Source organism: Chelatococcus sp. YT9, assembly GCF_018398315.1.
Lineage (GTDB): Bacteria > Pseudomonadota > Alphaproteobacteria > Rhizobiales > Beijerinckiaceae > Chelatococcus.
The window spans coordinates 233,396-259,608 of record NZ_JAHBRW010000002.1 but is presented as its reverse complement, the minus strand read 5'-3'; the positions used below and the strand labels follow the sequence as shown (position 1 = coordinate 259,608).

The 26,213-nt window shown below is 61.4% G+C and carries 28 protein-coding genes; 18 read left to right on the top strand and 10 right to left on the bottom strand.

Annotated features, from left to right (window positions below; translation table 11 throughout):
- Positions 1-1,161: a 4-hydroxybenzoate 3-monooxygenase gene (pobA, locus tag KIO76_RS21270; RefSeq protein WP_213327056.1), complete on the bottom strand. Its 1,161-nt coding sequence runs from the start codon at positions 1,159-1,161 to the stop codon at positions 1-3.
- A gap of 49 nt (positions 1,162-1,210) precedes the next feature.
- On the opposite strand from pobA, the gene KIO76_RS21265 reads away from it, so the two are divergent.
- The gene (locus tag KIO76_RS21265) at positions 1,211-2,104 is read left to right on the top strand and encodes a helix-turn-helix domain-containing protein (protein WP_249729995.1); all 894 of its coding nucleotides are present in this window, start codon (positions 1,211-1,213) and stop codon (positions 2,102-2,104) included.
- Here KIO76_RS21265 and pcaQ read toward each other — a convergent pair.
- The gene (pcaQ, locus tag KIO76_RS21260; protein ID WP_213325596.1) at positions 2,101-3,027 is read right to left on the bottom strand and encodes a pca operon transcription factor PcaQ; all 927 of its coding nucleotides are present in this window, start codon (positions 3,025-3,027) and stop codon (positions 2,101-2,103) included. The genes KIO76_RS21265 and pcaQ overlap by 4 nt on opposite strands.
- A gap of 149 nt (positions 3,028-3,176) precedes the next feature.
- On the opposite strand from pcaQ, the gene pcaD reads away from it, so the two are divergent.
- Genes pcaD through KIO76_RS21235 form a run of 5 tightly spaced genes read left to right on the top strand, consistent with a single transcriptional unit; the run spans position 3,177 to position 6,826 of the window.
- Positions 3,177-3,971 (top strand): 3-oxoadipate enol-lactonase, encoded by a 795-nt coding sequence (gene pcaD / locus KIO76_RS21255; protein ID WP_213325595.1) that lies wholly within the window; start codon positions 3,177-3,179, stop codon positions 3,969-3,971.
- Complete coding sequence (gene pcaC, locus KIO76_RS21250; RefSeq protein WP_213325594.1) at positions 3,964-4,383, top strand: 4-carboxymuconolactone decarboxylase; 420 nt, start codon at positions 3,964-3,966, stop codon at positions 4,381-4,383. Before pcaD ends, pcaC begins: the two co-directional genes overlap by 8 nt.
- Positions 4,380-5,129, top strand: coding sequence for a protocatechuate 3,4-dioxygenase subunit beta (gene pcaH, locus KIO76_RS21245; RefSeq protein ID WP_213325593.1), 750 nt, complete (start codon positions 4,380-4,382; stop codon positions 5,127-5,129). The genes pcaC and pcaH overlap by 4 nt, the downstream gene beginning before the upstream one ends.
- On the top strand, positions 5,129-5,749 hold the full coding sequence (pcaG, locus tag KIO76_RS21240) for a protocatechuate 3,4-dioxygenase subunit alpha (protein WP_213325592.1): 621 nt from the start codon (positions 5,129-5,131) through the stop codon (positions 5,747-5,749). Before pcaH ends, pcaG begins: the two co-directional genes overlap by 1 nt.
- A 39-nt stretch (positions 5,750-5,788) precedes the next feature.
- A complete protein-coding gene (locus tag KIO76_RS21235) occupies positions 5,789-6,826 on the top strand; it encodes a 3-carboxy-cis,cis-muconate cycloisomerase (protein ID WP_213325591.1) in 1,038 nt (345 codons plus the stop codon).
- Positions 6,827-6,921: 95 nt separating this feature from the next.
- On the opposite strand, the gene blaOXA is transcribed toward KIO76_RS21235, so the two are convergent.
- Positions 6,922-7,674 (bottom strand): class D beta-lactamase, encoded by a 753-nt coding sequence (blaOXA, locus tag KIO76_RS21230; protein ID WP_213327054.1) that lies wholly within the window; start codon positions 7,672-7,674, stop codon positions 6,922-6,924.
- A 220-nt stretch (positions 7,675-7,894) separates the two neighbouring features.
- Positions 7,895-8,284, bottom strand: a complete 390-nt coding sequence (locus tag KIO76_RS21225; RefSeq protein ID WP_213327053.1) for a winged helix-turn-helix transcriptional regulator — start codon at positions 8,282-8,284, stop codon at positions 7,895-7,897.
- Between the two features lie 189 nt (positions 8,285-8,473).
- On the opposite strand from KIO76_RS21225, the gene KIO76_RS21220 reads away from it, so the two are divergent.
- Positions 8,474-9,157, top strand: coding sequence for a DsbA family protein (locus KIO76_RS21220; RefSeq protein ID WP_213325590.1), 684 nt, complete (start codon positions 8,474-8,476; stop codon positions 9,155-9,157).
- 34 nt (positions 9,158-9,191) lie between these two features.
- Entirely contained in the window at positions 9,192-9,800 is a 609-nt protein-coding gene (locus KIO76_RS21215) for an NAD(P)-dependent oxidoreductase (RefSeq protein ID WP_213325589.1), read from the top strand.
- 73 nt (positions 9,801-9,873) lie between these two features.
- Here the strand turns inward: KIO76_RS21215 and KIO76_RS21210 are convergent, their stop codons facing one another.
- From KIO76_RS21210 to KIO76_RS21195, 4 genes are all read right to left on the bottom strand, one after another.
- Entirely contained in the window at positions 9,874-11,622 is a 1,749-nt protein-coding gene (locus KIO76_RS21210; RefSeq protein WP_213325588.1) for a cation:proton antiporter domain-containing protein, read from the bottom strand.
- A gap of 237 nt (positions 11,623-11,859) precedes the next feature.
- Positions 11,860-13,596 (bottom strand): ABC transporter ATP-binding protein, encoded by a 1,737-nt coding sequence (locus KIO76_RS21205; protein WP_213325587.1) that lies wholly within the window; start codon positions 13,594-13,596, stop codon positions 11,860-11,862.
- Positions 13,597-13,830: 234 nt separating this feature from the next.
- Positions 13,831-14,637 carry a GntR family transcriptional regulator gene (locus tag KIO76_RS21200; protein ID WP_213325586.1) on the bottom strand — a complete coding sequence of 269 codons (807 nt, stop codon included), beginning with the start codon at positions 14,635-14,637 and terminating at the stop codon, positions 13,831-13,833.
- 93 nt (positions 14,638-14,730) lie between these two features.
- Complete coding sequence (locus KIO76_RS21195) at positions 14,731-15,495, bottom strand: SDR family NAD(P)-dependent oxidoreductase (protein WP_213325585.1); 765 nt, start codon at positions 15,493-15,495, stop codon at positions 14,731-14,733.
- 41 nt (positions 15,496-15,536) lie between these two features.
- On the opposite strand from KIO76_RS21195, the gene KIO76_RS21190 reads away from it, so the two are divergent.
- A complete protein-coding gene (locus KIO76_RS21190; protein ID WP_213325584.1) occupies positions 15,537-16,244 on the top strand; it encodes a carboxymuconolactone decarboxylase family protein in 708 nt (235 codons plus the stop codon).
- Between the two features lie 32 nt (positions 16,245-16,276).
- On the opposite strand, the gene KIO76_RS21185 is transcribed toward KIO76_RS21190, so the two are convergent.
- Entirely contained in the window at positions 16,277-17,890 is a 1,614-nt protein-coding gene (locus tag KIO76_RS21185; protein ID WP_213325583.1) for a GMC family oxidoreductase, read from the bottom strand.
- A 133-nt stretch (positions 17,891-18,023) separates the two neighbouring features.
- On the opposite strand from KIO76_RS21185, the gene KIO76_RS21180 reads away from it, so the two are divergent.
- From KIO76_RS21180 to KIO76_RS21145, 8 genes are all read left to right on the top strand, one after another.
- On the top strand, positions 18,024-18,770 hold the full coding sequence (locus KIO76_RS21180) for an SDR family NAD(P)-dependent oxidoreductase (protein WP_213325582.1): 747 nt from the start codon (positions 18,024-18,026) through the stop codon (positions 18,768-18,770).
- A 9-nt stretch (positions 18,771-18,779) separates the two neighbouring features.
- Positions 18,780-19,241 carry a heme-binding protein gene (locus tag KIO76_RS21175; RefSeq protein WP_213325581.1) on the top strand — a complete coding sequence of 154 codons (462 nt, stop codon included), beginning with the start codon at positions 18,780-18,782 and terminating at the stop codon, positions 19,239-19,241.
- Positions 19,242-19,301: 60 nt separating this feature from the next.
- Positions 19,302-20,372: an ABC transporter substrate-binding protein gene (locus tag KIO76_RS21170; protein ID WP_213325580.1), complete on the top strand. Its 1,071-nt coding sequence runs from the start codon at positions 19,302-19,304 to the stop codon at positions 20,370-20,372.
- Complete coding sequence (locus KIO76_RS21165) at positions 20,372-21,157, top strand: ABC transporter ATP-binding protein (protein ID WP_213325579.1); 786 nt, start codon at positions 20,372-20,374, stop codon at positions 21,155-21,157. The genes KIO76_RS21170 and KIO76_RS21165 overlap by 1 nt, the downstream gene beginning before the upstream one ends.
- Before the next feature lie 14 nt (positions 21,158-21,171).
- Positions 21,172-21,999, top strand: a complete 828-nt coding sequence (locus KIO76_RS21160; RefSeq protein ID WP_213325578.1) for an ABC transporter permease — start codon at positions 21,172-21,174, stop codon at positions 21,997-21,999.
- Between the two features lie 4 nt (positions 22,000-22,003).
- The gene (locus tag KIO76_RS21155) at positions 22,004-22,717 is read left to right on the top strand and encodes a carboxymuconolactone decarboxylase family protein (protein WP_213325577.1); all 714 of its coding nucleotides are present in this window, start codon (positions 22,004-22,006) and stop codon (positions 22,715-22,717) included.
- Positions 22,718-22,794: 77 nt separating this feature from the next.
- Positions 22,795-23,064, top strand: coding sequence for a hypothetical protein (locus KIO76_RS21150; protein WP_213325576.1), 270 nt, complete (start codon positions 22,795-22,797; stop codon positions 23,062-23,064).
- Between the two features lie 188 nt (positions 23,065-23,252).
- Positions 23,253-23,717 (top strand): group III truncated hemoglobin, encoded by a 465-nt coding sequence (locus tag KIO76_RS21145; RefSeq protein WP_249729992.1) that lies wholly within the window; start codon positions 23,253-23,255, stop codon positions 23,715-23,717.
- Positions 23,718-23,799: 82 nt separating this feature from the next.
- Here KIO76_RS21145 and KIO76_RS21140 read toward each other — a convergent pair whose 3' ends face one another.
- Positions 23,800-24,705 carry a LysR family transcriptional regulator gene (locus KIO76_RS21140; protein ID WP_213325575.1) on the bottom strand — a complete coding sequence of 302 codons (906 nt, stop codon included), beginning with the start codon at positions 24,703-24,705 and terminating at the stop codon, positions 23,800-23,802.
- Positions 24,706-24,986: 281 nt separating this feature from the next.
- On the opposite strand from KIO76_RS21140, the gene KIO76_RS21135 reads away from it, so the two are divergent.
- On the top strand, positions 24,987-26,195 hold the full coding sequence (locus tag KIO76_RS21135) for an MFS transporter (protein WP_213325574.1): 1,209 nt from the start codon (positions 24,987-24,989) through the stop codon (positions 26,193-26,195).
- Positions 26,196-26,213: the final 18 nt, after the last annotated feature.

The following is a 26,213-nucleotide window of genomic DNA, read 5'->3' as shown; positions in this document are numbered from 1 at the left end:
TCAATCGGAAAATCCCGTATAGTTCTCGGCCAAGCTCATCTGCGCAGCGGTCGATTGGGTCAGGTAATCAAACTCCGCGCGCTGGATGCGGCGTCCAAATCGCCCGGTTTCGGGAAAGGTGTGCAGCAGGCTTGTCATCCACCAGCTGAAGCGCTCAGCCCGCCAGATATGGCGAAGCACCTCGGACGAATATGTCTCGATGCCCACGGACGATTTCTCGGCATAAAACTCGATCAAAGCATCGGCGAGCGATCCAACATCACGCATGGCTAGGTTAAGACCTTTTGCTCCGGTTGGCGGAACGATGTGGGCAGCGTCGCCTGCGAGGAACAATCTCCCGCATTGCAAGGGTTCAGCGACAAAGCTTCGCAGCGGCGCTACTGATTTCTCGATGGAGTTGCCGGTCTCGATCGCTCCCGCGACGTCGGGTGGCAGGCGGGCTCGCAATTCATCCCAGAACTGTTCGTCAGACCAGGTTTCCGCATTCTCGCCCGCGGGGACCTGGATGTAGTAGCGGCTGCGCGTCGGTGATCTTTGCGAGCATAAGGCAAACCCGCGCTCATGATGGGCATAGATGAGTTCGTGGGACACGGGAGGTTTGTCGACGAGAACGCCGAGCCAGCCGAATGGATATTCACGTTGGAAGGTCGTGAGCGAAGCCGTCGGTAGGCTTTGTCGCGAAACCCCATGATATCCGTCACAGCCACAGATGAAATCGCAGTCGAGGCGGCGGACTTCGCCGCCTACGCTATAAGAGAGCCAGGGCCGCTCGGTATTGAAATCGTGCAAAGCGACGTCATCCGCGCCGTAGATCGTGGGTGACTGCCGCGCCGCCATGAGATCACGTGTGACTTCGGTCTGACCGTAAACCACCACGTGCTGCCCGATCAGCCGGGAGAAATCGACGCGATAGCGATCGCCATCAAAGCAGAGTTCAATGCCTTGATGAACAAGACCCTCGTTTTGAAGCCGGGATCCGACCGCAGCCCGCTCCATGAGTTCCACGGTGCCCTGTTCCAGAACGCCGGCGCGAATGCGGCCGAGAACATAGTCGGCGGTCTTGCGTTCTAGGATGATGCTGTCGATGCCAGCGAGTTCGAGCAGCCGGCCGAGCATCAAGCCCGCAGGCCCGGCCCCGACAATCGCGACTTGGGTCCGCATCATGTCCTCCCCTTTTCAGGAATCCTGCGCGTGAAGCCGAAGGAAGCCAATGGACGGAGCAGGCAAACTGTTGGACTATCCGACCATGGAAACAATTCCGATCTACGCGCTTTTCGGCGAAGTTGCGGACAGGGAGCACGAGTGGCTCCATTGGGAGACGATCGCTTCGCGCAGCAGTCACCACGACTTCCGCATCGCTCCGCATCGCCACGAACACTTGTTCCAGGTTCTCCAGGTTGCGAGCGGATCAGCGCGGACGACCATCGATGGCGCGACATACGAGCTTGTCGGCCCGGCTGTCGTCGTCGTTCCCGCGCTCACGGTGCATGGCTACGTGTTCAGCCGAGACATCGTTGGTGTCGTGCTGACACTGATGGAGAGAGACGTCCAGAACGCAGGACGGGATGTTGGCGACATCAGCGCCCAGCCGCGCGTGCTCACCGGCGATGGTATGGACGAAGTCCACGCGGCAATTGCCAACCTGCTCAACGAGGCGGACCGGCGCGGGACGGGGCATGGAATGGCCATGCCAGCCCTGATCACCTTGCTGCTCGTCGCTCTCGCGCGGGCAGGCCGGATGGCCGATGAGCGCACCGGTGCGCGGCTCACCCAAGCGGTACGCTACGCCGCGGCATTTCGGACTCTGGTCGACAAGCACTATCGGACCACGCGCGTCATCGGCAAGTATGCTGATGCCCTCGGAATTAGCCAGACGCATCTCAATCGGATCAGCCGCCAGGTGCTTGGCGTTTCCGCGCTGCAGATCATCGAGCGGCGTATCGTCTTGGAAGCGAGGCGGCAACTGCTGTTTTCGTCTCTGACGATCAAGCAGATCGGCGCTGAGCTTGGGTATGACGATCCCGCTTATTTTACGCGGTTTCTGACGCGCATGCTGGGTGTCGCGCCGAGCCGTTATCGTCAGGCGGCGCGGACCCTGCTTTAGTCGCGCAGGCTCGCTGCCACGTCTCGCACAGCCTTCATGAAAGTCAGGGCTGATAGCGACAGAGCCGTATCGGTGCGGGTCGTGAGCCCGACCGGTCCGGTCGTTTCCCTGGTATCAATGGGTAGGGGAACGAGCAGTTGCTCTGCGATGTCGTTGGCGACCACGCCTTCGGAAATGATCCATATGGCATCGGTCTGCCGCGTGTAGGCGCGGCCGAAGGCGTTGGAGACGGTTTCGACATTCGCCTTTAGATCGGTGATGCCGTTGGCGACCAGCATACGGTCCACGAAAGGTCGGATCACGGATTCGGGGGTCGGCATGAGAGTCTGGTAGTTTTCAATCATCGCGAGGTGAAATCGGGCCTCCCGCAACAGGGGGTGGCCGGGCCTGACGACCATGACGACCCGTTCGGAATAGAGATGCTCGAAGGCAAACCCGAGCATCGCATCCGGTTCGGCCATTCTGCCAATGACGAGATCGACGTCTCCGGTACGCAGGAGAGACAGGAGATAGCCGTTGGGCCCGGTTATGATATGAACCCGCATACCGGGTCCTTGGGACGAGAAGGCCTCGACGGCTGTCGGAAGGATGCGCGCGGACACGGTGGGGAGTGCGCCGATCTTCACGGTGGTGACGGCGTTGCTTTGCCGTGCCGCTTCTATGCCATGGCGCAACGCAGTGAGGCTTGTTCCAGCGTAACGATAGAAGACCTCGCCGAAGGGCGTGAGCGCAAGGTTGCGCCGGCTGCGATCGAAGAGGGCCGCACCAACAAGATCCTCTAATTCCTGGATGGTCTTTGAGGCCGCGGGCTGGCTGATGTTGAGCACGTTGGCGGCTTTGACGACGCTGCTGAGCCGCGCTACCTCCAGAAAGCACGAGATATGACGGAGCTTGATGCGCGGGTCGATGGCGGGGCGGGACATTTTCGACCTTCGATTATGGATCGTGGATGCGGTCTGCGGCAAGTTCGAGCATTCGATCGTTCTATAAGCCATAGGTTATGACGGCGTATGAAGTAATCATTTTACTCGTGCCGCGTCCGCGCCTTAAATCGTTCTAGCAAGAGGCGATCATGGCGTTTGCGAAGGTCAACGACATTCTGTTGAATTATGGAATCCGCGGGCGCCGCGAGGCACCGGTTCTGGTGCTGGCGAATTCACTCGGCACCGATTCGCGCATCTGGGAAGCCGTCACGACGCAGCTCGAAGATCGCTACCGCATTATCGCCTATGACAAACGTGGGCATGGGCTAAGCGACGCACCGGAGAACGACTATTCGCTTGACGACCACGTTGGAGATCTTGCCGGATTGCTCGACTATCTCAAAATCGAGCGCTTTGCCTTGGCCGGGATCTCTGTCGGCGGCCTGATCGCCCAGGGCATGGCATTGCGCCACCCGTCTCGCATCACGGGCGTCATCTTGTGCGACACTGCTGCGAGAATTGGTGAGGAAGCCATGTGGGACGAACGCATCGTCCGCGTGCGCGGTGGTGGTATGGAGGCCCTTGGCGACGGCGTGATGATGCGCTGGTTCACAAGAAGCTACCGTGAGGAGCAGCCCATCGATATCGCAGGCTGGCGCAACATGTTCCTCCGCACGCCTGCCTCGGGCTATGCAGGCACTTGCGCCACGCTGCGAGATACGGATCTGCGCGAGGAGGTGGGATCAATCGCTGTCCCGACATTGATGGTGGTCGGCGCTGACGATGTATCGACCCCAGTGGAGTTGGTCCGTGATACCGCCGCGCGTATTCCCGCCGCGCGCTTTGCCGTCATCGACAACGCCGGCCATATCCCTGCGATCGAGCAGCCACTGGTCCTGGCGGAGCACATCAGCACCTTTCTCAATGGGGCTCACCATGGCTGACACGTCCCGGTTCGAGCAGGGCATGGCAACGCGCCGATCGGTTCTCGGCGATGTTCATGTTGATGGGGCCACGGCCCGCAAGACTTCCTTCGATGAAGATTTCCAAACCTTCATAACGGAAGGCGCATGGGGAGCGGTTTGGTCTCGGCCCGGGCTCAGCAAGCGCGAACGGTCGATGCTGACGGTAGCGTTGCTGGCGGCCCTCGGGCATGATGAGGAACTCGCCATGCATATACGCGCGACGGCGAACACGGGAGCTTCGCCCGACGACATCAAGGAGGCGCTTCTGCATGTCGCCGTCTACGCCGGTGTTCCGGCAGCGAACCGCGCCTTCAAGATCGCGAAAGGTGAGTTGGCCAGAGGGAAAGCCGCCAAGCGGGAATCGCCCGAGGAGCGGGGAGGGGACCAGTGAACAGTATCATACTGCCGGGCGATGATCGAGGCGCGCTCTATGCGCGTGATCGTTCGTGGCAGCCGCCGGCTAATACGCCCGGTTACAAGAGCACGACGTTTCGCGCACCACGCCACGCCCTCCTGTCTCTTCCGGCCACGGTGTCCGAGCTGACGGGGCCAACATTTGGCGACACACCTCTCGGCCCTCTCGACAACGACCTCATCCGCAACTACAGCCAAGATGGCGGTGAGGCGATAGGCCAACGGCTGATTGTTTACGGTCAGGTCCTAGACGAAAACGCTCGCCCCGTCGTCGATACCTTGGTCGAGTTCTGGCAGGCCAACGCCGGCGGCCGTTATCGCCACAAGCGCGAAGGTTATCTCGCCGCGCTCGACCCAAATTTTGGAGGTTGCGGGCGTGCAATAACGGATGAAAACGGCTTCTATTCTTTCCGTACAGTGAAGCCGGGAGCCTACCCGTGGCCCAACGGCGCGAACGACTGGAGGCCCGCTCATATACACTTCTCCATATTCGGGAATGCCTTTGCTCAGCGGCTCATTACCCAGATGTATTTCGAAGGTGATCCGATGATCTGGCAATGCCCGATCGTCGCGAGCGTGCCTGACAAAGCGGGGATCGAGCAGCTGGTCGCAAAGCTTGATCGCCACAACACAACGCCGATGGACGCTTTGGCCTATCGCTTCGACATCGTGCTGCGCGGCAGGCGCTCCACCATGTTCGAGAACAAGCTGGAGGGGAACTGATGCTGCACCCCGTCCCGACCTTGAAGGAAACGCCGTCGCAGACGGCGGGACCTTACGTCCATATTGGGCTGACGCCCAATTTCGCGGAGATCAGAGGCATCTATGATGCCGATCCAGGGGCTACGATGGTATCGCCAGACACGCGCGGCGAGCGGATCGTTGTATCCGGACGGATTATCGACGGCGCGGGCGCGGCGGTCAGCGATGCGGTGGTGGAGATCTGGCAAGCCGATACGGACGGATCCTACACGGGCCAGGTAGGGCGGACCTCCAATTCGCGACCCACTTTCACCGGGTGGGGCCGGCAAGCCACAAACAGTGAGGGCGTTTTCCTGTTCGAGACGATAAAGCCCGGACCTGTGCGAGGTCCCGACGGAACGTTGATGGCGCCGCATATCGCGCTTTGGATCGTGGCGAGGGGCATCAACATCGGCCTGCAAACGCGGCTTTATTTCGCCGACGAAGAAGCGGCCAACGGCACTGACTTCGTTCTCAGCCGCATTCCCGATCCCAAAAGGCGGGCAACATTGATCGCTCGAAAAGAAGAAGGTGACGTCCCGCGATATGTGCTCGATATCCACCTGCAGGGGGATCGGGAGACGGTATTCTTCGATATGTAATAGACCTGCAGTCACGTAGACGTGGATGCTGCATAGCCTATGCCAATTCTTTCTTCGCTTGTCGGTGACCGTGACATAGAAGATCTGCTGTCCGACGCGGCGCAGCTTGGAGCTATATTGCGTTTCGAAGCCGCGCTTGCCGGTGCACAGGCAGATGCCGGGTTTATTGCGATCGAAGCCGCTGATGCCGTAGCGGCGGCGATAGCGGCTTTTTGTCCGGATTGGGATGATCTCGCGGTTGGCATCGCCCGTGATGGCGTCCTTGTCCCGGCATTGATGAAGCAGATCCGCGCCGGCTTGCAGCCACAGTTCCGCGAGGCCTTGCACAAGGGCGCCACGAGCCAGGATGTGATCGACACGGCGCTGGTTCTCCAATTCGCAGATGTTCTGCCCATCCTTGAAGCGCGTTTGTCGGTCATTCTGAATAAGCTTGCCGTCATTGACCACTTCAATGGCGGACAAGCACTGATGGCTCATACGCGCATGCAGCAGGCGCTGCCATTTACATGGCATCGAAAATTGCAGACCTGGAGCGAACCGCTGGCGCGCCATCGGGCGGCGCTGGTCGAATGCCGCGACACCTGTCTCGCCATTCAGCTCGGAGGCCCGATTGGTGATCGATCCAGCTTTGCAGGCCACGGCGATGCGATAGCCCGCGCCCTCGCACAGCGCCTCGGCCTTGCCAATGCCTCTCCCTGGCATACAGCGCGAGATCGTATCGTCAGGCTGGGTTCACAGCTTTCATTGATCAGCGGTTCTCTTGGCAAGATTGGAGCTGACATCGCTTTGATGGCGCAGAACGAGGTTGCTGCTGTCCGCCTGTCGGGTGGCGGCGGATCGTCGGCGATGGCGCATAAGTCAAATCCTGTGGCAGCCGAGGTGCTCGTCACGCTCGCGCGCTACAACGCCGGCCAGGCCGGCGTTCTCCATCAGGCGCTGATCCACGAAAATGAGAGGTCGGGAGCAGCCTGGACGCTCGAGTGGATGGTCCTGCCGGCCATCGCCGTCGCCACCGGAGCTGGCCTGCGGCTTCTGACCTCTCTGCTGGATCAGTTGGTGGTCGAGAGCCCCTCCTGACTGCCATGCTCCGTCAGCCACCTCTGCCCCTGGCGTGACACGGCGTCCACGCGCTGGCCCGCCAGGCAACGCAGTCCGGAAGCGCCGCCCACAGCCTAGAGGCGCGCGATGATTGAGGGGAGCTCGCGAAGGAAGATGTCGCGTGTCCGGATGCCGGGGCTGACAGCCTCACGTTTTTCATCGCGAACGAGACGCGCAAAGACGAGCGTCCGGCCTTCCTTGACCATCCAGCCGACAAACCATCCATAGCTCTGGCCGGGCTCACGGGAGCCGTCAGCCCTGCGCACTGGACCCGCTCCCGTCTTGCCGTGCACGCTCCAGCCATCCACGTCCTGCAACGCAGTGATCTTACTCGTCATGACATAGGCATGCGGGCTCACCGGCAACTCGCGGCGTACGAGCTTTCGCAGAAAAGCAATCTGCTCGACTGGCGATATTTTCAACGATGAACTCAGCCAAGCATTGGTCAACCCGTCGTTCTTGCCGGGATTGCCGGACACATCCTCGTTGCCATAATCGAACCGGCGGACATAGTCGCGAAATCGTTGCTCGCCCAGCGCTTCAGTAATCAGTCGCGAATACCAGACAACAGAATTCTTCATCCAGCTCGATGGATCCGTATCCTGCTTCCAGGCTGGGATCCAGGCGGCGTACCCCTTCTTGAAGGGAAGAGACGGGTTGTGCTCGTCCTTGAGAAATCCAGCGTCAAAACCCATCAGACTGATGGGGATCTTGAAGGTGGAAGCGGGTGTGACGCGCGTTTCGCAAGTTCCCTCCTTGGTCAAAAATTGGCCCGTCGCAGCGTCCGCAATGACCGTGCAAAGGGTTGCGGCGTGGGCCGTGGACATTCCAGCCAGGGGACCCGCCGAAATACTCGTCAGGAGAACAAGAAGCGTCCCCGCTATGCCGTGGCGCCAGCGATTTCGAAGGCGGACTTCAGTTGTTTGAACAGTCATCGATCACCATTTCCTGCGACAAGCGGCCTGAAGGGCGGCGGCGATCCCAGGATGGCGGTGGATTGAGACCTAATCGTTAACGAAGTCCCTCCGAGATGTGTTCTCCGCCCTTTCAACAAGCCGCCTTTCCGATGATCGTGTCACGATAGGCGCGACGCGCCGCGCAGACCGCAGCGTGATTGTTGTCTGCCCACGCGATCAGACCGCGCAACGGAATGAGCAGCGAGTGACCTAGCGGAGTGAGGGCATAGTCCACTCGTGGCGGTATGACCGGATAGAGCGTTCGTGACACGAGGCCGTCCTGTTCAAGCCGTTTCAAGGTTCGCGCCAACATGTGCTGCGAGATATCGCCGATCTGACGTTTCAGGGCGTTGAACCGCAGAGTTCCCGGTTCCAGGGCTTCTAAGACGAGAACGCTCCACTGGTCACCAATGCGGTCCAGTACATCCCGGATGGGGCACGGCGAGAATAAAAGCTCACCGTCCACCGCGTCCCGACCCATGTCGGCGGACTTTGCAACCACCGTCACTCCTCCTTGTTTTGCTCCCTGCAGCCGGGCGTCCGAGCGAAGGGAACAGTAAGATCCCGCTGACCAAGGGCCGTTCCGATGACTTCTTGTCACGAATCCCGAACTGCCTATGTTAGCGCTCCATGCTCCCAACTAAGTCTAATATCCGAACTTGGTCTGATAATGAACCATAGGGTTGAACAGGGGTTGCCGGACTCCGTCGCTCCTTTCGACAGTCTGGCGGGACAGGTGACCTATCTTTATGACCCGCTGTGCGGATGGTGCTATGGCGCGATGCCGGCCCTTGAGGTGCTGCAGAGCAGGGCGAAGATTACCTTCGTGCCAACCGGCCTTTTCGCGGGGGAGGGCGCCCGCGTCATGGATGCGAATTTTGCGGCCTATGCCTGGGAGAATGATCAGCGGATCGCCTCTCTAACGGGCCAGCCCTTCTCGGAGCGCTATCGCGAGCAGGTACTGCTGCCAGGCACAGCCTTTGATTCCACAGTCGCTACGTTGGCGCTCGTGGCTGTCAGCCTCGACGCGCCCGATCAGCTTTTCGCGGCCTGCAAGGCAATTCAGCATGCGCGCTATGTCGACGGCCGCGATACCTCCGTTCGCCAGGAGGTCGCTGCGGTGCTCGACGGGATGGGGCTGTCCGGGGCCGCCGCTAGACTTCTGGCTAATGACCGGGGTGTTCTCGCCGCGGCACGTCACGCGGTTGCCACCGGCCGACGTCTCATGGCGGCCCATGGCGCACGTGGTGTGCCGACAGTGGTTCTGTCCACCGAGCAGGGTGATCGCCTTATTCCGAGCCAGCTTCTTTACGGCGAACGCGAGGCCTTGCTTCGCCAGCTCGACAGTCAATGACACCAGCTGTTCATCCCTGAAAGGAACGACGACGATGAAAGTCGCTCTCATAGGCGCCAGTGGCAACGCCGGCTCGCGCATCCTCGCAGAACTCGTGCGCCGGGGGCATAGTGTCACCGCCATTGCCCGTCATCCCGAGAAAATCTCCGCGGAGCCGAATGTCACGCCCAAGAAGGGGGATGTGTTTGATGGCGAGGGCCTGGCGGATCTCTTGAAAGGGCATGATGCGGTCATCAGCTCCGTTCATTTCCTCGCCAGCGACCCGGACGTTCTGATCGAGGCTGTCCGTGCTTCGGGCGTCAAGCGCTACCTGGTCGTCGGCGGGGCCGGCAGCCTGGAGGTCGCACCGGGCATTGCCTTGGTGACCACGCCTGACTTTCCCTCGGCCTACAAGGCCGAAGCCGTCAAGGGGGGTGATTTTCTGAAGAGATTGCGCGGGATTGACGACCTCGACTGGACGTTCCTGTCCCCGTCCGCGCTCTTCGTTCCCGGCGAGCGCACAGGCCAGTTCCGCCTCGGCAAGGACGAACTGCTGACAAACGACAGGGGAAGCAGCATCTCTTTCGAGGACTACGCTGTCGCCCTTGTTGATGAAGTGGAGAATCCGGCCCATATCCGCCAGCGATTTACCGTCGGCTATTGACCGGAAGGAGACGGCGCCCGTTGGATTGGGCGCCGTGGGGTGCGCGCGGTTGGCCAGCACCCTTCCCGCAGTATCAGTGCGATGGAGCCGCCGGTGGTTCGGAGATCAGGTTGCGCCGGTTTACCTCGCTTCGATGCGTGGCTGTTTCGCTGAAACGCCTGCGAAGGCTCGGATTACGGGCGACGAATTGCAGGAAATCGCGCCGGCTCATCTTCAGGAGCTCGCAATAGTCGAGCGCCGTCACATCCGCGGTCCGGCGGCTGCCCGACAGGAGCGCCATTTCACCGAAGAAGTCGCCGGGGCCAAGGGTTATGTCGCCAGCCTCTGTACCTACCCCGGCCTTGCCGGATGAGATGAAATACATCCCGTCCGGCTTGTCGCCCTTCTGGATGATACGCTTGCCAGGGTCGGCACTTTCCGGCCGGAACAGGAGCAAGAATTCCTGCCGCTGTTCGGGGTCGATATCCGCGAAGATCGGGAAGCGCTGCACGACTTGCTGCACCTCGAGAGCGTGGGCGTGCTCCCTTTCGTGGGCGCGTGCTTGGGCCGCCTCGATATCAGCTTCCAACGCGTTGTAGCGATGCTCGCCGTGGGTCGCGAGCGCCTTCCACACGCCGAGGCGGCTGATCAGTCTCGGCGCCAGGACAAAGGCGAGGGGGTTCAACGTGATGGACAACAGGGCACCGGCAAGGATGAGATCACTGCCTTCCTTCGGAAGCAAGCCGAGGGCGACACCGAGGCCGCCGAGGATGAACGAGAATTCTCCGATCTGCGCGAGGCTTGCGGCAACGGTCACCGCCGTCGCCAAGGGGTAGCCGAGTACGAGAACGATCAGCATGGCTGCAAGCGACTTACCGACCATGATGATCGCCAGCACGATCAACACCGCCAGTGGCTCGCGGATGAGGATCGATGGGTCGAACAGCATCCCTACCGAGACAAAGAACAGCACGGCAAAGGCGTCCTGCAGGGGCAGGGACTCATGGGCGGCACGATGGCTGAAGCGGGATTCGGACAGCACCACGCCGGCAAAGAAGGCGCCGAGCGCGAATGAAACGCCGAATATGACAGCCGAGCCGTAGGCAATGCCGAGCGCCACCGCGAGTACCGAGAGCGTGAAGAGCTCACGTGATCCCGTGCGGGCAACCTGCCCGAGAATCCACGGAACGACGCGCGGCCCGAGCGCGATGGCAAGCACGACGAAGCCCGCGACTTTCAGGAGAGTAAGACCCAACGCCATGGCGAGGCTCGTATCCGCCGCGGCTGCCGCTCCATGACCACCGGCTGCGTGGCCACCCAACGTTTCCGCGAAGGCCGGCAGCAGGACGAGCGCGACGACCATCGCGAGATCTTCGACGATGAGCCAGCCCACGGCGATGCGCCCGTTGGCTGTTGGCAACATGTTGCGCTCTTCCAGTGCCTTCAACAGTACTACCGTACTCGCGACCGAAAGGGAGAGGCCAAACACCAGGCTGCCGCCGAGGCTCCAACCCCAGATCGTGCCGACCCCCACACCGATCAGCGTGGCGAGGACGATCTGACCCACAGCACCAGGAATGGCGATCCATTTGACGGCCATGAGATCGGAAATCGAAAAGTGAAGGCCGACGCCAAACATCAGCAGAATGACGCCCATCTCGGCCAGCTGTCCGGAAAGGCCCGCGTCAGCAACAAAGCCGGGCGTGAAGGGCCCGATGAAGATGCCGGCGACGAGATAGCCGACCAAGGGGGGCAATCGAAATCGATCGGCCAGGAAGCCAAAGATGAAGGCCAGCACGAAACCCACTGCAACAGTCGCGATGAGCGTGGTCTCATGCGGCATGAACAAATCCTCCAGACTTAATCCTGACCAGCAGCTATCGATGCTCCGGCAACGGCTGAGCCACGGCGATGACAGTCACACACGCAGGCAGACTGTCGCCCGCGGACGGGTCACCGAGGCGCGATCACTCCCGAAGTCGCTGTTTTATACATGGATGCTGGCGCAGCAACACACGAAAAAAACGCGCCGCCTTAATATCGATCAAGCAGGCGCGGCCGCGCGTTCCACCCGCTTGCGTCATTCGCCGGCACGGTTGAAAAACGCGCCATACTGCGCCTCGTGAAGCCGCTGGTAAGCGCCGCCGGCCTTGACGAGTTCATCATGACGTCCCTGCTCGACGATGCCGTGGTCGTCCACGACGATAATGCGGTCGGCATGCTGGATGGTGGCGAGGCGATGGGCAACGACAAGTGTCGTGCGTCCCTTGGATAGATCGGTCAAGGAGCGCTGGATGGCCCGCTCCGTTTCTGTGTCGAGCGCTGAGGTCGCTTCATCGAGAATGAGGATGGGCGGATTCTTGAGAAACACGCGCGCGATCGCCAGCCGCTGCTTCTGTCCGCCAGACAGCTTCACGCCTCGCTCGCCGATGATGGTGTCATACCCATTTGGCAAGCGAGCAATGACTTGGTCGAGGCGGCTGCGGCGCGCAGCCTCCTCGATCTCGGCATCACTTGCGTCGAGGCGGCCGTAGGCGATGTTCTCGCGAATGGTGCCAGCGAAGAGGAAGACGTCCTGCTGCACGATGCCGATCTGTCCACGCAGCGATGCAAGCGTCATCGCGCGGATGTCGATGTCATCGATGCTGATTTCGCCGCTGTCGATTTCGTAAAACCGCGGAAGCAGGGAGCAGATCGTTGTTTTGCCGGCCCCCGAAGGGCCAACGAAGGCAACCATTTCACCGGGGCGAACCTCCAGGTTGATCCCCCGCAACACAGGTCTGTCCGGCGTGTAGCCAAAAGCTACGTCGGTATAGCGGATATGCCCCCTCAGGCCGGAGACTGCCTTGGCATCGGGCCTGTCCGCAATATCCGGCTCTACAGCGAGAAATTCCATGTAGCGCCGAAAGCCGGCAATTCCCTTGGGGTATGTCTCGATGACCGAGTTGATCTTCTCGATGGGGCGGAAGAACACCCCGACGAGCAAGAGAAAGCCAACGAAACCACCGTTGCTCAATTCGCCCCTGAGCACGAAATAGCTGCCGGCGATCATGACGACCATCTGCGTCAGCCGCATGCTGAAATAGCTGAGCGAGGTGGTGACGGCCATGAGACGATAAGCGGCCAGCTTGGTGCGGCGATAGTTCTGGTTGTCGGAGGCGAACAGCCTGCGCTCGTGGTCCTCGTTGGCAAAAGCCTGGACCACGCGGATACCGCCGACATTGTCCTCGATGCGGGCATTGAAACTGCCAACACGCTCGTAGAGTTGCCGCCAGTTGCGGCTCATGCGGCCGCCGTATCGCGTTGTGACCCAGACGATGAGCGGCACGATGGTGGCGGTGATCAGCGCGAGCTGTGGATTGACCATGAACATCAGCACAAAAGCGCCGATGAGCGTCATGACCGCGATGAAGAGGTCTTCCGGGCCGTGGTGGGCGATCTCACCGATTTCCTCCAGGTCCTTGGTGAGGCGGCCAACGATATGGCCGGTCTTCTGGTTGTCGAAGAACCCGAAGGACAGTTTCTGGAGGTGATCGAAGCTGCGCCGGCGCATCTCGGTCTCGATGTTGATGCCGAGCATGTGGCCAAAATAGACCACTACGGCCATCAAGCCTGTATTCACGAGATAAACCGCGAGGAGGCCCGCCGATGCGAGCATGATCAGCATCCAGTCGCCGCTGGGCAGAAGGCTGTCGACGAAGATCTTGACAGCCAACGGAAATCCGAGCTCAAGCAGTCCGGAGGCGACCGCGCAGGAGAAGTCGAGGGCGAATAGACCCTTATGCGGCTTGTAGTAGGAGAAGAAGTTGCGGAGCATGCGAGGGCGTCAGGCAGTGAATCGGCGCCGCACCTTATCCCCGATAGCTGAGAAAGGCCCGATGAAAAAAGGTGATAATCTGAGAAACGGCCTTATCGACGCCGGCAGATGAGCGCGTCGTTGAATGTTTCATGCAATGCGCCCAACAGAGCCGCAGATCGGCCCGACGATCCGGGGCGAAGGTGTCGGTTACGAGATGTACGGCTCCGCGCGACCGGAAGTTTCAGAGGAACCTCACTGTCCGGCGGGTAAACCGTCGGACCATAGAAACTCGGATCTCTTGCCCTTGCGTGTCATTGACATCTGATACTCGTAGATGTCGGGCCTATAAAGTGCCTCAAGAAATTCGACCGGCTTTCCCTTCTGGTCGCGGACGAGGCGGCGGATGCTCAACAACGCCGCGCCGATATCAACATCAAGCAGGGGCGCCACCCGCGTGTCGGCGAGCTTCGCCGTAATCGTCTGGTCCGCGCGCGCCACTTTGATGCCTGCCTTCTCGAACAGGCTCAGCAAAGGCCGCTCGAGCAGTTCGACTTGGCTATAGCTGCGCCCAACGGCCTCTGGCACATGGGTTGTCAGAAACGAGAAGGGTGTGTCTTCATGGCGCCTGACGCGTACGACGCGCTGCACGATGGCGCCGGGTTCCAGCTCGAGCCGCGCGGCGATCTCGGGGGACGCGGATATATAGTCGAACTCGACAAGATCGACGCGGGTCTTGAGACCCATGGCGAGCAGGTTCTCGAGCATACCCCGCAGGCTGGTGTCGATGGGAGGGGGTGTGATCACCGGCTGGGCGAAATTGCCCTTTCCATGGCGCCGTACGATCAGGCCTTCCGCGGCCAAGCGGTCCAGGGCTCGTCTCACTGTGATGCGTGAGACATTGAACAGGTCCTCCAGTTTGTGCTCGGAAGGCAAAGCTTTGCCAGCCGGGTAGTCACCGTCGATTATCTGCTGGCGCAGCACAACATAGACCTGATGGTGCAGAGGGGCTGCAATCTCCTGCCTCAAGTCTTTCGGCCGCCTGGTGATGCCCGTCGTCATCGCTCCTCCTCTTCCCCCACGATGATGCGCCTCTTTCTTGCTGCGAGCCTTTACGCAACCTGATCGGGAGATCAAGCTGCTTTGCCATGGCGCTCAAGCAGCGGTTACGCCCCCGTCCACACACAATATCTGCCCGGTGATGAAGGACGCGCCCGCGGAGGTGAGAAAGCGCAATGTTTCGGCCACCTCCGTTGCTTCGCCGAAACGCCCGAGTGGAATGCTGCCCACGAGCTTCTCGGCGCGCGCCGCGTCGGCTCTCGCGATCGCCGTCATGGGCGTTGTGATCGGCCCTGGGGCGACGGCATTCACGCGCACGCCGCGCGGCGCGAGTTCGAGAGCGAGAGCCTTGGTGAGCCCATTCAGGCCGGCTTTCGAGGCTGCATAGGCTGCTGCGCGTGGGTGCCCGATCATGCCGATCTGGCTGGATACAAAGGTTATCGCATTCGGCGCGCCGGTGCCCATGACGAGGGCGCAATCTCGCGCCAAGGTGAAGCCGGCCGTGAGATTGATGTCGAGCACGCGCTGCCAGTCGGCCAGACCAGTCTCCAGTCCGGGCCGATGATCGAAGATGCCGGCACATGAAACAAGGCCATCAAGGCTGCCAAGAAGGTCGACCGCAAGCTGGGCCCACTCGTTCGACCGCCCGAATTCGGTCAAATCGGCAGGGATGATACGCTCTAGGGGGAAGTCGGAGAGACCGTCCTGCCGCCGCAGAGCCTCGCCCTCGCCAACGTCGCGGACAAGGGCGACGCAATGCGCGCCATCCGCGAGTGCGAGACGAAGGAATGCTAGCCCGATGCCTGAGCCAGCACCTGTAACAAGCAGGCGACGGTCAGCCAAACTTGTAATACTTGTCATGTCCGACACCTCTTGCATGATGATTCGAGGAGACGTCTGCAATGACCACGCCTCTCGATTTGAGTGAACTTTTATCCGGCATTCGCGCCAAGCGTGGCTATCTGCTGCCGCACCATGGACTGATGGCGATTACCGCGCCGGCTTTGCTTGACGCTTATGATGCTGCGTATACCGCGATGGCGCTTGATGACCGGGTCCTGAGCCACCACGATCGTGAATTTGTCTGGCTCGCGATCCTGATCGCGACGGATGAGGCGATCGCCACCCACCACATCGCCAAGTTCAGGGCAGCCGGCGGGACGGACGAGGAGGTCGAGGTCATCCTGACGGTGACCGCGCTCGCGCTCGGCTTCGAATCCTACCGCTTCGTGGAAAAGCATTGGCTTGTCCACCTGCCGGCCTGCGACCCGCGCGCAAGCTACCTGCGGGCGCTGCGTACCGCGGCGGCCAAGGTCCCGATGCGCCTGGTCCATATGGCTGCGGCGGCGGTCTTCGTCTGCAAGGCGGGTTGGGACGCGGTCGCCTTGCAGATCGTGGCTGCGTATGAGGACGCAGTTCCGGAACTCGACTTGGCGGAAGCGATCTCGCTGACGATGTTTCCGGGCAGCGTGCCACATTTCGTCGAGGCTGCCCGCGTGTGGCGCGAGCTGATCGTTGACGGCAAAGTACCGGCCTCTCCCATGTTTCGTGACTGGGCTGAAATGTCGGGCCAGGGCGGTTTCGATGAAGCAAGCCGCGCCGCGCGCTGAAGGCACAGCGCGGCGGGCCTTCGCCGCGCTACTCACGACGTCTCTCCGAGGATGAAATCGCTCGCGCGTTCGGCGATCATCATCGTTGGTGCATGGGTGTTGGAAGACGGCATGCGCGGCATGATGGATGCGTCGACCACGCGCAATCCTGTGACGCCATGAACGTTGAGGTGTTGGTCTACGACGGCCAGATCGTCCGTGCCCATGCGGCAACTTCCCACCGGGTGAAAGACGGTGTCGGCGACGCCTCGTAGCCAGCGTTCGATATCTGCGTCAGAGACGATATCCGGCCCCGGCGCAAGCTCGGGCCCGCGGAAACGGTCGAAAGCCGGCTGGGCGAAGACACGGCGCAGCGCCTTCACGCCCTCACGCAAGACGTGGAGATCAACGGGATCTGCGAGATAATTGGGCTTAATCCGCGGTGCCGCGAGGGGATCAGCGCTGCCGATCGTGATCTCGCCTCGGCTGTTGGGGCGCAGCTGATAAACATTGGCAAAAAAGCCGTGACCATCGTAGCGCCCGCTGGCCTTTGCCAGGAACGGCAATCTCAGGGCCGCGGTAGAGAGGCCGGGGAGGAAATGCGATTGCAGATCCGGCTCGTCAAGCGCGGGGTCAGACTTGAAGAACGCGCCGCCCTCGAGCGGGAAGGACGCTGCCGGACCACGCTTGAGGAAGATCGCCCTGAGGAGCGCAAGCGCTGCGCGATCCCCGCGCAAGGTGCTGTAGAGCGTCACGGGCTCGAGACATGCATGCTCCACCCTGGCCAGAAGATGATCCTGCAGGTTTTTGCCGACGCCTTTCAGATCCAGCACGACGGGAATGCCGTGACTGCGAAGCAGATCTGCATCGCCGATGCCGGAATGCATCAGGGCGGCGGGAGAGTTCACGGTGCCGCAGGACAGAATCACATCCCGCTCAGCGCGGATCGATTGCCGCTCACGGCCAGCCAGAACCTCAACGCCTGTCGCGCGGCCCTTCTCCACGATGACCTTCAGAAGACGCGTGCCCGTTCGGATCACGAGATTGGGTCGTTGCCGCGCTGGACCAAGAAAGGCCCTCGCCGCGCTCCAGCGTTCCCCGTTCTTCGTGGTGAAATCGTAACGGCCGAAGCCTTCCTGCGTCTCGCCGTTGAAATCGGGATTGAACGGGTAGCCGGCTTGCTGTCCAGCGGCCACAAAGGCGTCGAACAAGGGGTTTGGCGTATTCGGCCGCGAGATGGGCAGCGGTCCGTCGCCGCCGTGGAAGGCGTTACCCCCCGGCTGATAGCTCTCGCTGCGCATGAAAGCGGGCAAAACCTTGTCGAACGACCATTCCGGCAACCCCATCTGAGCCCAGCTGTCGTAGTCGAGCCGGGTGCCGCGCGTATAGACCATCCCATTGATGGCTGACGATCCGCCGAGCACCCGCCCACGTGGCCAGAACAGCTCCCGGTTGTTGAGATGGGGCTCCGGTTCCGTGCGGTAAAACCAGTTCGCATAGCGGCTGCGTAGCAGAACGCCGGTCATCAACGGAACGCGGAAAAGCGGGTTCCAATCGGATCCACCTGCTTCCAGGAGCAGTACACGATTGCGGGGGTTGGCGGACAGGCGATTGGCAAGGACGCAGCCGGCGGAGCCGGCGCCGACGATGATGAAGTCGAATCCCACGGAAGCCCCATTTGACAAATTACTTGTACTTTGTTTATAACAAGAATAACAGAGGTTGACGGGAATAACAACTTGTAATGGCCGCGTGGATGTGAGGGCGCCCAGCCTGGATCCGGTGCGGGGGAGAGTGTTGATGCAGCGTTCAGCAGAGCGGCCGCTTTCGGGGCAGGTTGCGCTAGTCACCGGTGGCGCGCGCGGAATCGGCGCGGCGGTCTGCCAGGCTCTCGCGCAGGATGGGGCGACCGTTTATGCGGCGGACCTGTTGCCTTGCGATGCAACGGTCGCTGCAATTGCTGAAGACGGCGCGCTGGCTCACGCGCGAAAGCTCGACGTTGCCGACCGGCAGGCCTGTGTTGCTCTTGCCGATGAAGTCATGGCCGCTGAACAGCGTCTCGATATCCTTGTCTGTAATGCGGGAATCTGTCCACCTGGTGAGGTGACGGGTAACTGGGCGCAGTGGGACCGGGTGATCGACGTCAATGTAAACGGGACCCAGGCCTGCATTGCCGCCTGCTGGCCGCACATGATGGCGCGCGGTTACGGCCGCATCGTGCTGGTGAGTTCGATGGCCTATTATCAGGGCGGCGTCATCGTGGGGACGGAGTATTCCGCGTCGAAGGGCGCTGTGGCGGCGATGACCCGCCACGTCGCGCGGAATGGTGGTCCGCATGGAATACTTTGCAATGCTGTTGCGCCTGGCGTGATCGCAACCGACATGACGGCCAGCTTCTCCAAGCCCGATCCACAAGCGATTCCCCTGCGGCGTGTCGGAACGGCCGAGGATGTCGCGGGGCCTGTCCGCTTTCTCTGCGGGCCTTATTCAGCCTACATGACCGGTACAATTTTGAATGTCACGGGCGGTATCGTGCTCGCGGCGTGAGGGAGAGGTATGAGCATGGATCATGTGGCCGCGAAGGTCGCAATCGAGGCCGATGAGCGTTTGCTGGCCAAGCTGCCGCTTGGCGCCGACACGCTGCATGCGCTTGGCCGGGATTTGCTGGCGCGCGCGCCGGCTCCCTTATGCGCGAAAATCGTGTTAGGCCGCCGCACAGTCCTGATGCTCGCGCAAGACGGAACGGGCTTCGACAACGAACGTTTTCTCGATCTCAAGATCAATACCGTGTTCAACTGTGGGCATAGCTCGCTCTGGTGGTTTCATCACCTGCGGGCGACGGGTCGCACGCTGTCCGATGTCGGATGGGCAGATCCGAAGACCGTTGTTGACATGGGCGGTGGTGTGCCACTTTTCGCCGGAACGCAACTTGTCGGCGCGCTTGCGGTATCGGGGCTGCCCCATGAAGAGGATCATGCCTTGATCCTGGAATCGGTGAGACGCATCATCGAAACTTGATGAGAACGTGCCAGTTGCGACAACAAGGCAATAAACGGATAATCACAGGGGAAAATAACCATGATAAATAGGGCAGGTCTCTCTCGTCGATCGGTCATTGTTGCTGCTGGCAGCGCCGCAGCGGCGAGCTTTCTGCCGAAAAGCGTCTATGCTCAAGCGTCTATGCCTGAGTTGACGACACTCCGCTCAACCTCGAAATCTTGGCTTTGGGCTGCTGAGGACTATGCGACGGCGGCTGGTTTCTTCACGGAAGCAAGAGTGAAGGTCAATTCCAACGCCTCGAATCGCGGCACCAATGTCGCTGCGCTGCAGGGCGGTGGCGTCGATATCGTGCTGGGCGATCCCGGCGAGGTCTTGCGGGCCCGGACACAGAACCTCCAGATCCGCACATTCATCGCGACGGTCAATCGTTATGCGAGCCATGTTCTCCTGAAGAAGGACATCCTGGCGAAGCGCGGCGTCGATGAGACATCGCCGCAGGAGAAGAAAATCGAGGCTTTGAAGGGGCTCAAGCTGGGAACGACGGGGCCGGGCGCGGCCCCGGACGCGCTGTTCCGCTACCTTGCAGCGACGGCCGGGCTCGATGCGAACAAGGATTTCCAGCTGGTGCCGATCCAGGGGGGCGGGCCTGCTATACTGGCCGCCCTGCAGCAAGGTGTGATCGAGGGCTTCTGCCTTTCCTCGCCCACCGCCGACATGGCTGTGCAGAAGCAAGATTGCGGCTATCTTTTCCAGATGGCGCTCAATCCCCCGGCGGAGATGAAGGAAGTTCAGTATATTGTGGCCTCGACGGGCGAAGCGACGCTTGCGAGCAAGCGGGACGCGTTGGAGCGCTACGCGCGCGGTATCGCTCTTTCGCTGCGTTCGATCAAGAACGAGCCCGAGAAATTCAAGGCCTGGGCAAAGGACTGGTTCGAGGGGCTGGAGCCAGACACGTTCAACCTGGCTTTCGCGAACAATGGCGCGATTTACTTCGATGATCCCACGCCGAAGCGCGCTTTGCTCGAGAAGAACATCGCCTTCATCAATACGGTGAACAAGCAGATGGGCGCTCCGGCGCTCCCGACAACTCTCACCTTTGAGACCGTCAGCGATCCCTCAATAGCGGACGCAGCGATGAAGGGTCTGTAATGACTGCAGCGGCCATCAGCATCGAGCGGGTAGATAAGCGATATGTCGGGCGAGGCCGTGAGGTCGTTGCGCTGGACCATGTCTCGTTAACGATCGAGGACGGCGAATTCGTCGCCTTCGTCGGCCCATCCGGTTGTGGCAAGTCCACCTTGCTGAACATGATCGCCGGGATCATACCAATGACCTCGGGCACGATCGTGCACGAAGGCCGTGCGGTCACCGCGATCAACCGGCGTGTCGGCTATCTCACCCAGGCCGATAGCGTTCTCCCCTGGCGCACCGTGGAACGTAACGTCGGCCTGCCTCTCGAATATCGCGGTATCCCGGTGGCCGAGCGGCAGAAGCGCGTCGAGGAGATGCTGGCTCTCGTTGATCTCAAGGGCTTCGGAAAGGCCTTTCCGAAGGAACTTTCCGGCGGCATGCGCAAGCGTGTCGCGCTCGCGCAGATGCTGGCCTATGGCCCCGATACGCTGCTTATGGACGAGCCGTTCGGCGCCCTTGATGCCCAGCTCAAGCTCGTTATGCAGCAACAGCTCCTGCGCATCTGGCAGGAGCAGAAGAAGACGATCGTCTTCGTCACCCACGATCTCGCCGAGGCGATCGCGCTCGCCTCGCGTGTTGTCGTGTTCTCCGGCCGGCCGGGGCGCATCAAGTATATCGAGACAATCGACATTCCTTATCCGCGTGATGTCTTCAAAGTTCGCTTCCTGCCAGAATTCGAGGCGGCTTATGACAACCTCTGGCGCGAGCTCTCGCCGGAAATCGCCAAGGGAGAAGACCTGTGAGCGGAGGACGAGCCATGCAGATCGATGAAGGGGCCGCGGTGGGGACGGGCGCTCCGTCGAAAGCGGTGCGGGACTTCGAGGCTGGGCTCGTGCGCCGCAAGGTGCTGGTCTACGTCTGCCAGCTGGCTTTCGGCGTTCTCTTTCTTGCTTTCTGGCAATGGGCCTCCGGCCGCTTGATCGACCCCTTCTTCGTGTCATCCCCAAGCGCTGTTTTTGGCAAGCTCTACACATGGCTCCTGAACGGCGAACTCGTTCGCCATCTTTCGATCACGCTCTATGCGACGGCGATCGGCTTTCTGATCGGCTCGGCGATCGGCTTTGCTCTCGGACTGATCTTCGGCAAATTTGCTTTCCTCGCCGAGGTGCTCGACCCTTACATAACCGCGCTCTACAGCATCCCGAAGCTGGCGCTGGCACCTCTTTTCATCATCTGGTTCGGCATCGGTATCGAATCCAAGATCGCAGTATCAGCGTCCATCGTATTCTTCGTTGTCTTTCTCAATACGTTCTCAGGGGTACGCGAGGTCAACCCCATCTACATCCATGCCACGCAGATTATGGGCGCCTCCCAATGGGGTGTGATGCGCACGGTCATCATTCCTTCGGCGACCGCCTGGGTCATTACCGGCCTTAAGGTCTCAGTGCCCTACGCGCTGGTCGGGACGGTCATCGGCGAGTTCATGTCCGCCAATCGCGGCATCGGCTTCATCATCGCCCAGGCGACGGGCCTCTTCGACACGAACTCCGTTTTTGCCGGCATCATCATCCTGGCCGTTGTCGGCGCCATCATCAATGGGCTCCTGAAGGTGACGGAAGGCTGGCTCCTCCGTTGGCGGAGCTGAGGGCATGTCACACGGGAATGACGTGCCGGCCGAATTGCGGGAGCGCATAGAGACCCTGCGGCGCGGGCGTGGGTTCCTTCTGCCCCACCACGGGGCGATGGCCGTCGCGGCGCCTGATCTGCAGGATGCCTATTTCGGCATGTACAAGGCGCTGACGCAGACCGACAGGCATCTGTCTGGATTTGAACGCGAGGTCGTCTGGCTCGCCATTCTCATTGCCGCAAAAGAGGCGATCGGAACCCACCATGTCGAGCTCTTCTTCAAGGAGGGCGGAACGCAGGAGCAGGCACGGCTATTGACGCGGCTCGCCGCCTTTGCACTCGGTGCCGAGGCCTACGCCTTCATGGACCGGAGTTGGGCGTCATCATTTCCGGCCCTCGCGGGCCAAGACGCCTATCTTGCGGATTTCGAGGCGCTGCTCGATGAAAGTCTGCTGCCAGCCGGGATCTGCCATCTCGCCATGGCGGGACTGCAGGCCGCGCGCGGGCGCAAGTGGGGACTGGCGGCTCATATTCGGGCGGTTTACCGGCTCGGCACGTCCGAAGATGCGCTTGTCGAAGCGATGAGCCTCATCATGTGGCCGGTCGGCGTGAATCATTTTCTCGATGCCTGCGGCGTCTGGGTCGACCTGATGGCGCGCGGCGAGGTGACGCCGTCGCCGCGCTACCGGGCCTGGGCGGAAACACCACGCCAAGGTGGGCATCCCGAACGCGTATAGCGAGGAGCCGGCTTTCACGAACTGATCCCTCCGAAACCCGACGACGGTCCGGCTTGTCTGGAGGACATGGTCCTCTGATGGCATTGAGAAGCCTGATACTGATGGCGCCAGCCGCTGCTGCCGATATCGGGCGGGAGCGCGACCCATTCTGGTTTCTCCGGGATAGCCACCAGGCCGTTCCGAAAGGATTCGCCGTAGCGCGCGAGGCCGCCGGGTTGGTAAGACAGAATTTCGCCTTGCCCATCATTTACAACGTCATCGCCTTGCGAGAGCGATGGCGGCGTCGTCACGCCTCGGATCCGGCAATTACCCGTCACGTCGCGAGGCGAATCGCGAGGGGACGTTGAGCCAGCATTGGGGCCTTGACGACGAACAGCGTCGCCTTTCTCATTTCCTGACACGGGTGTTTGGTCGCATAGCCAGTTTAGGCCAGCGGCGAGTGCGACTAGGTTACTTCGGGAGTGGTTGGCCTTGGCCAGGAAAGGCTGGCTCCGTCAGAGACGACTTGGTCCGTGAACAGAAGAGGTGACGACCCATGAAAGGCCGCCCCGTGCCCATGCGCACCATCCTGGTGGACGGTACGCCGCTGCCTGATATTCTCGACGAGGCGATGATTCACGCCGTTGTGCATGGCTTCTATACCCGGATTCGGCAGGACGCCTTGCTGGGGCCGGTATTCAATGCGGAGATCGCGCCCGATGAATGGCCTCGTCATCTCGACAAGATGTGCGATTTCTGGTCCTCGATGCTGCTGCGCACCGGTCGTTACGAGGGCAAGCCGCTACCGCCGCATCTCGCCATTCCCGGGCTTGCGGAGGAGCACTTTCGGCGTTGGCTCACCCTCTTCCAGGCGACCGTCAGGGAGCTCTGCCCGCCGGATGTAGCGGCGCTGTTCATGGATCGCGCCTTGCGCATCGCCCATTCATTTCGCCTCGCGATCGCTTTCAGCCGGGGGGAGAGCTCCATGAACGTTGAACCGATCCTTCAGGACAGCCTTTAACGAGTGGCGGCATGCGGCAGCGGGGACGTGATGTTCCCTAAGCCGTAGTTCCGGCGTGCCATCTTGCCGTCCGCTGGCGCCTTCATTCGGCGGCTAGGAAAGATTGGAGCGGCGGGACCACGCAATCGAGAAACGCCCGCACGCGTTGCGGCATGCGCGAGCCGCCGAGATAGAGCGCATGGATTTCTTCCTCATCGACCTGCGCCACGTCGCCGAGCACTTCAACCAGGCGGCCTGCGGCGATATCGGCGCGCGCGTGGTAATCCCCAAGCCTTGCCAGCCCAATGCCTGCCACCGCCATGCGGCGTACAGTTTCTCCGTTGTTGGCGAGGAGTGATCCGCGGACAGCGCGATCGACGATCCGGCCACTTTCTTTGACCGGCCAGACTGGTGACGCTCTGCGGAAATTGAAGCCGAGGCAATTGTGTCTGGCGAGATCATCGACGGAGCGGGGGACGCCGTATCGTTCGAGGTAGCCGGGCGAGGCGACGATCTTGCGACGCGCAATCCCGATACGCCGCGCCATCATGGTCGAGTCGGGCAGACTGCCGGTGCGGAAGGCCACATCGGTCCTGTCGAGATAGAGGTCGATGATCTCGTCTGACAGTGAGAGGTCCACAACGATATCCGGGTAAGCCTTCCAGAAGGCAGGCAGGATCGGCTCCAGCCCGATGATCCCGAACGCGACGGACGCATTGACGCGTATGGTTCCGCCGAGGCTCGCAGCGCCCCTCGAAAGGCCATGCTCCATCTCATCGAGCTCGCCCAATAAGACCTGACTTCGCTCGTAATAGGTCTGCCCTTCGGCCGTCAGAGACAGGCGACGCGTGGACCGCTCGAGGAGCCGGGCTCCGAGCCGCTCCTCAATGCGGGCGATGAGCTTGCTGACCGTAGATGGGGTCATCCGGAGCGCCCTTGCAGCTTCCGAGAAACTGCCGCTTTCGACGACCCGCACGAACACCTGCATTTCCCCGAACCGATTGTCCATAAGGGCTCCATCTGTGAAACCATTTCACTGATGATGTGGAAAGCGAGCGGATTATCAAGTCGCGCCGCCCGATCCATTTAGGCCGTGGGCGTCCGACGCCTCCGACCCGAGGTTCGCCATCCCAGATCATTCAACGAGAACGACACAATGCAGACCATTACGGCGCAGGCGCCGCAGTCCTGCCCTCGGAATTGGTGTGTTCCGCATGTCGGATGCGGCAGGTGGAGCGCGCGACCCCGCGGCGCTCGGCACGAGATTGGGACTGACAGGAAGACCTTGCTATGAATCTTTGCACAACCGCCGAAGAGGCATCCGCGGTCGCCGAGCCGTCGCGGTCACATGCATCCTGGGCCTTGCTAGCCTTGGCTGTGGGTGCGTTTGGTATCGGAACGACGGAATTTGCGCCCATGGGGCTGCTTCCGGTCATTGCCGAAGGCGTGGGCGCCACCATCCCGGAGGCGGGTCTTCTCGTCAGTGCCTATGCGCTTGGCGTGTTGCTGGGGGCTCCCCTGATGACGCTGGGGTTGGGGCGGATGTCGCGCAAGACTGCACTGATCGCGCTCATGGCGATTTTTACCGTGGGTAATCTCCTCTCCGCGGCCGCTCCCGGCTATGGCACCTTGATGATGGCCCGGCTCGTGACCAGCCTGGCCCATGGCGCGTTTTTCGGCCTGGGGTCCTTGGTCGCAGCGAGCGTCGTGCCGCCCGGCAGGGGCGCGAGCGCGGTTGCGACCATGTTTCTCGGCCTGACGATCGCCAATGTGGGCGGAGTGCCGGCCGCGACCTGGGTCGGGCAGCAGATCGGTTGGCGCATGGCATTTGCCGGAACAGCGGGGCTCGGGCTCCTTGCCATGGCGGCCTTGGCTTTTGCGCTGCCGCGGGGCGAGCGTGGGCGGATGCCGGATCTCCGTCGCGAACTGAGGGTTCTCAGCAGACCGGCGGTGCTGGCTGCGTTCGCGACTACGGTTCTCGGTGCGGGCGCGATGTTCACACTCTACACGTATGTCGCTCCGGTCCTCGCCAATCTCAACGGAGCGCAGCCCGGTTTCATCACGATGATGCTCGTGTTGATCGGCATAGGCTTCACCATCGGCAATATGGCCGGCGGGAGGCTCGCCGATCGCTCATTGGACGGCAGTCTGTTGCTGTTTCTCGCCCTGTTGGCCGCGATCATGCTGGTCTTCCCCCTCTTGGCGAGAAGCGAACTTGGTGCTGCGGTGGCGCTTTTGGCTTGGGGCGCCGCAACCTTCGCCGTGGTGCCGCCGTTGCAAATGCGGGTGATGCAGCTTGCGACCGAAGCGCCGGGGCTTGCCTCCTCCATCAACGTCGGCGCGTTCAATCTGGGCAATGCTTTGGGAGCGGGCGTCGGTGGGGCGGTGATCGCCCTTGAATGGGGCTATGCCGCGGTGCCGATCGCCGGGGCCATTCTTGCCGGGGGAGGTCTCCTGCTTGTGCTCGCCGGACGAGCCGGGAAACCCGCGCGGGGGTGACGCCAGTCGCCCTTAGCG

Coding starts and splice junctions, on each gene's coding strand:
- pobA (WP_213327056.1), bottom strand. CDS start 1,161: ATGCGGACCCAAGTCGCGATTGTCGGGGCCGGGCCTGCGGGCTTGATG.
- KIO76_RS21265 (WP_249729995.1), top strand. CDS start 1,211: ATGGACGGAGCAGGCAAACTGTTGGACTATCCGACCATGGAAACAATT.
- pcaQ (WP_213325596.1), bottom strand. CDS start 3,027: ATGTCCCGCCCCGCCATCGACCCGCGCATCAAGCTCCGTCATATCTCG.
- pcaD (WP_213325595.1), top strand. CDS start 3,177: ATGGCGTTTGCGAAGGTCAACGACATTCTGTTGAATTATGGAATCCGC.
- pcaC (WP_213325594.1), top strand. CDS start 3,964: ATGGCTGACACGTCCCGGTTCGAGCAGGGCATGGCAACGCGCCGATCG.
- pcaG (WP_213325592.1), top strand. CDS start 5,129: ATGCTGCACCCCGTCCCGACCTTGAAGGAAACGCCGTCGCAGACGGCG.
- KIO76_RS21235 (WP_213325591.1), top strand. CDS start 5,789: ATGCCAATTCTTTCTTCGCTTGTCGGTGACCGTGACATAGAAGATCTG.
- blaOXA (WP_213327054.1), bottom strand. CDS start 7,674: ATGTCCACGGCCCACGCCGCAACCCTTTGCACGGTCATTGCGGACGCT.
- KIO76_RS21225 (WP_213327053.1), bottom strand. CDS start 8,284: ATGGGTCGGGACGCGGTGGACGGTGAGCTTTTATTCTCGCCGTGCCCC.
- KIO76_RS21220 (WP_213325590.1), top strand. CDS start 8,474: ATGAACCATAGGGTTGAACAGGGGTTGCCGGACTCCGTCGCTCCTTTC.
- KIO76_RS21215 (WP_213325589.1), top strand. CDS start 9,192: ATGAAAGTCGCTCTCATAGGCGCCAGTGGCAACGCCGGCTCGCGCATC.
- KIO76_RS21210 (WP_213325588.1), bottom strand. CDS start 11,622: ATGCCGCATGAGACCACGCTCATCGCGACTGTTGCAGTGGGTTTCGTG.
- KIO76_RS21205 (WP_213325587.1), bottom strand. CDS start 13,596: ATGCTCCGCAACTTCTTCTCCTACTACAAGCCGCATAAGGGTCTATTC.
- KIO76_RS21200 (WP_213325586.1), bottom strand. CDS start 14,637: ATGACGACGGGCATCACCAGGCGGCCGAAAGACTTGAGGCAGGAGATT.
- KIO76_RS21195 (WP_213325585.1), bottom strand. CDS start 15,495: ATGACAAGTATTACAAGTTTGGCTGACCGTCGCCTGCTTGTTACAGGT.
- KIO76_RS21190 (WP_213325584.1), top strand. CDS start 15,537: ATGACCACGCCTCTCGATTTGAGTGAACTTTTATCCGGCATTCGCGCC.
- KIO76_RS21180 (WP_213325582.1), top strand. CDS start 18,024: ATGCAGCGTTCAGCAGAGCGGCCGCTTTCGGGGCAGGTTGCGCTAGTC.
- KIO76_RS21175 (WP_213325581.1), top strand. CDS start 18,780: ATGAGCATGGATCATGTGGCCGCGAAGGTCGCAATCGAGGCCGATGAG.
- KIO76_RS21170 (WP_213325580.1), top strand. CDS start 19,302: ATGATAAATAGGGCAGGTCTCTCTCGTCGATCGGTCATTGTTGCTGCT.
- KIO76_RS21165 (WP_213325579.1), top strand. CDS start 20,372: ATGACTGCAGCGGCCATCAGCATCGAGCGGGTAGATAAGCGATATGTC.
- KIO76_RS21160 (WP_213325578.1), top strand. CDS start 21,172: ATGCAGATCGATGAAGGGGCCGCGGTGGGGACGGGCGCTCCGTCGAAA.
- KIO76_RS21155 (WP_213325577.1), top strand. CDS start 22,004: ATGTCACACGGGAATGACGTGCCGGCCGAATTGCGGGAGCGCATAGAG.
- KIO76_RS21150 (WP_213325576.1), top strand. CDS start 22,795: ATGGCATTGAGAAGCCTGATACTGATGGCGCCAGCCGCTGCTGCCGAT.
- KIO76_RS21145 (WP_249729992.1), top strand. CDS start 23,253: ATGAAAGGCCGCCCCGTGCCCATGCGCACCATCCTGGTGGACGGTACG.
- KIO76_RS21140 (WP_213325575.1), bottom strand. CDS start 24,705: ATGGACAATCGGTTCGGGGAAATGCAGGTGTTCGTGCGGGTCGTCGAA.
- KIO76_RS21135 (WP_213325574.1), top strand. CDS start 24,987: ATGAATCTTTGCACAACCGCCGAAGAGGCATCCGCGGTCGCCGAGCCG.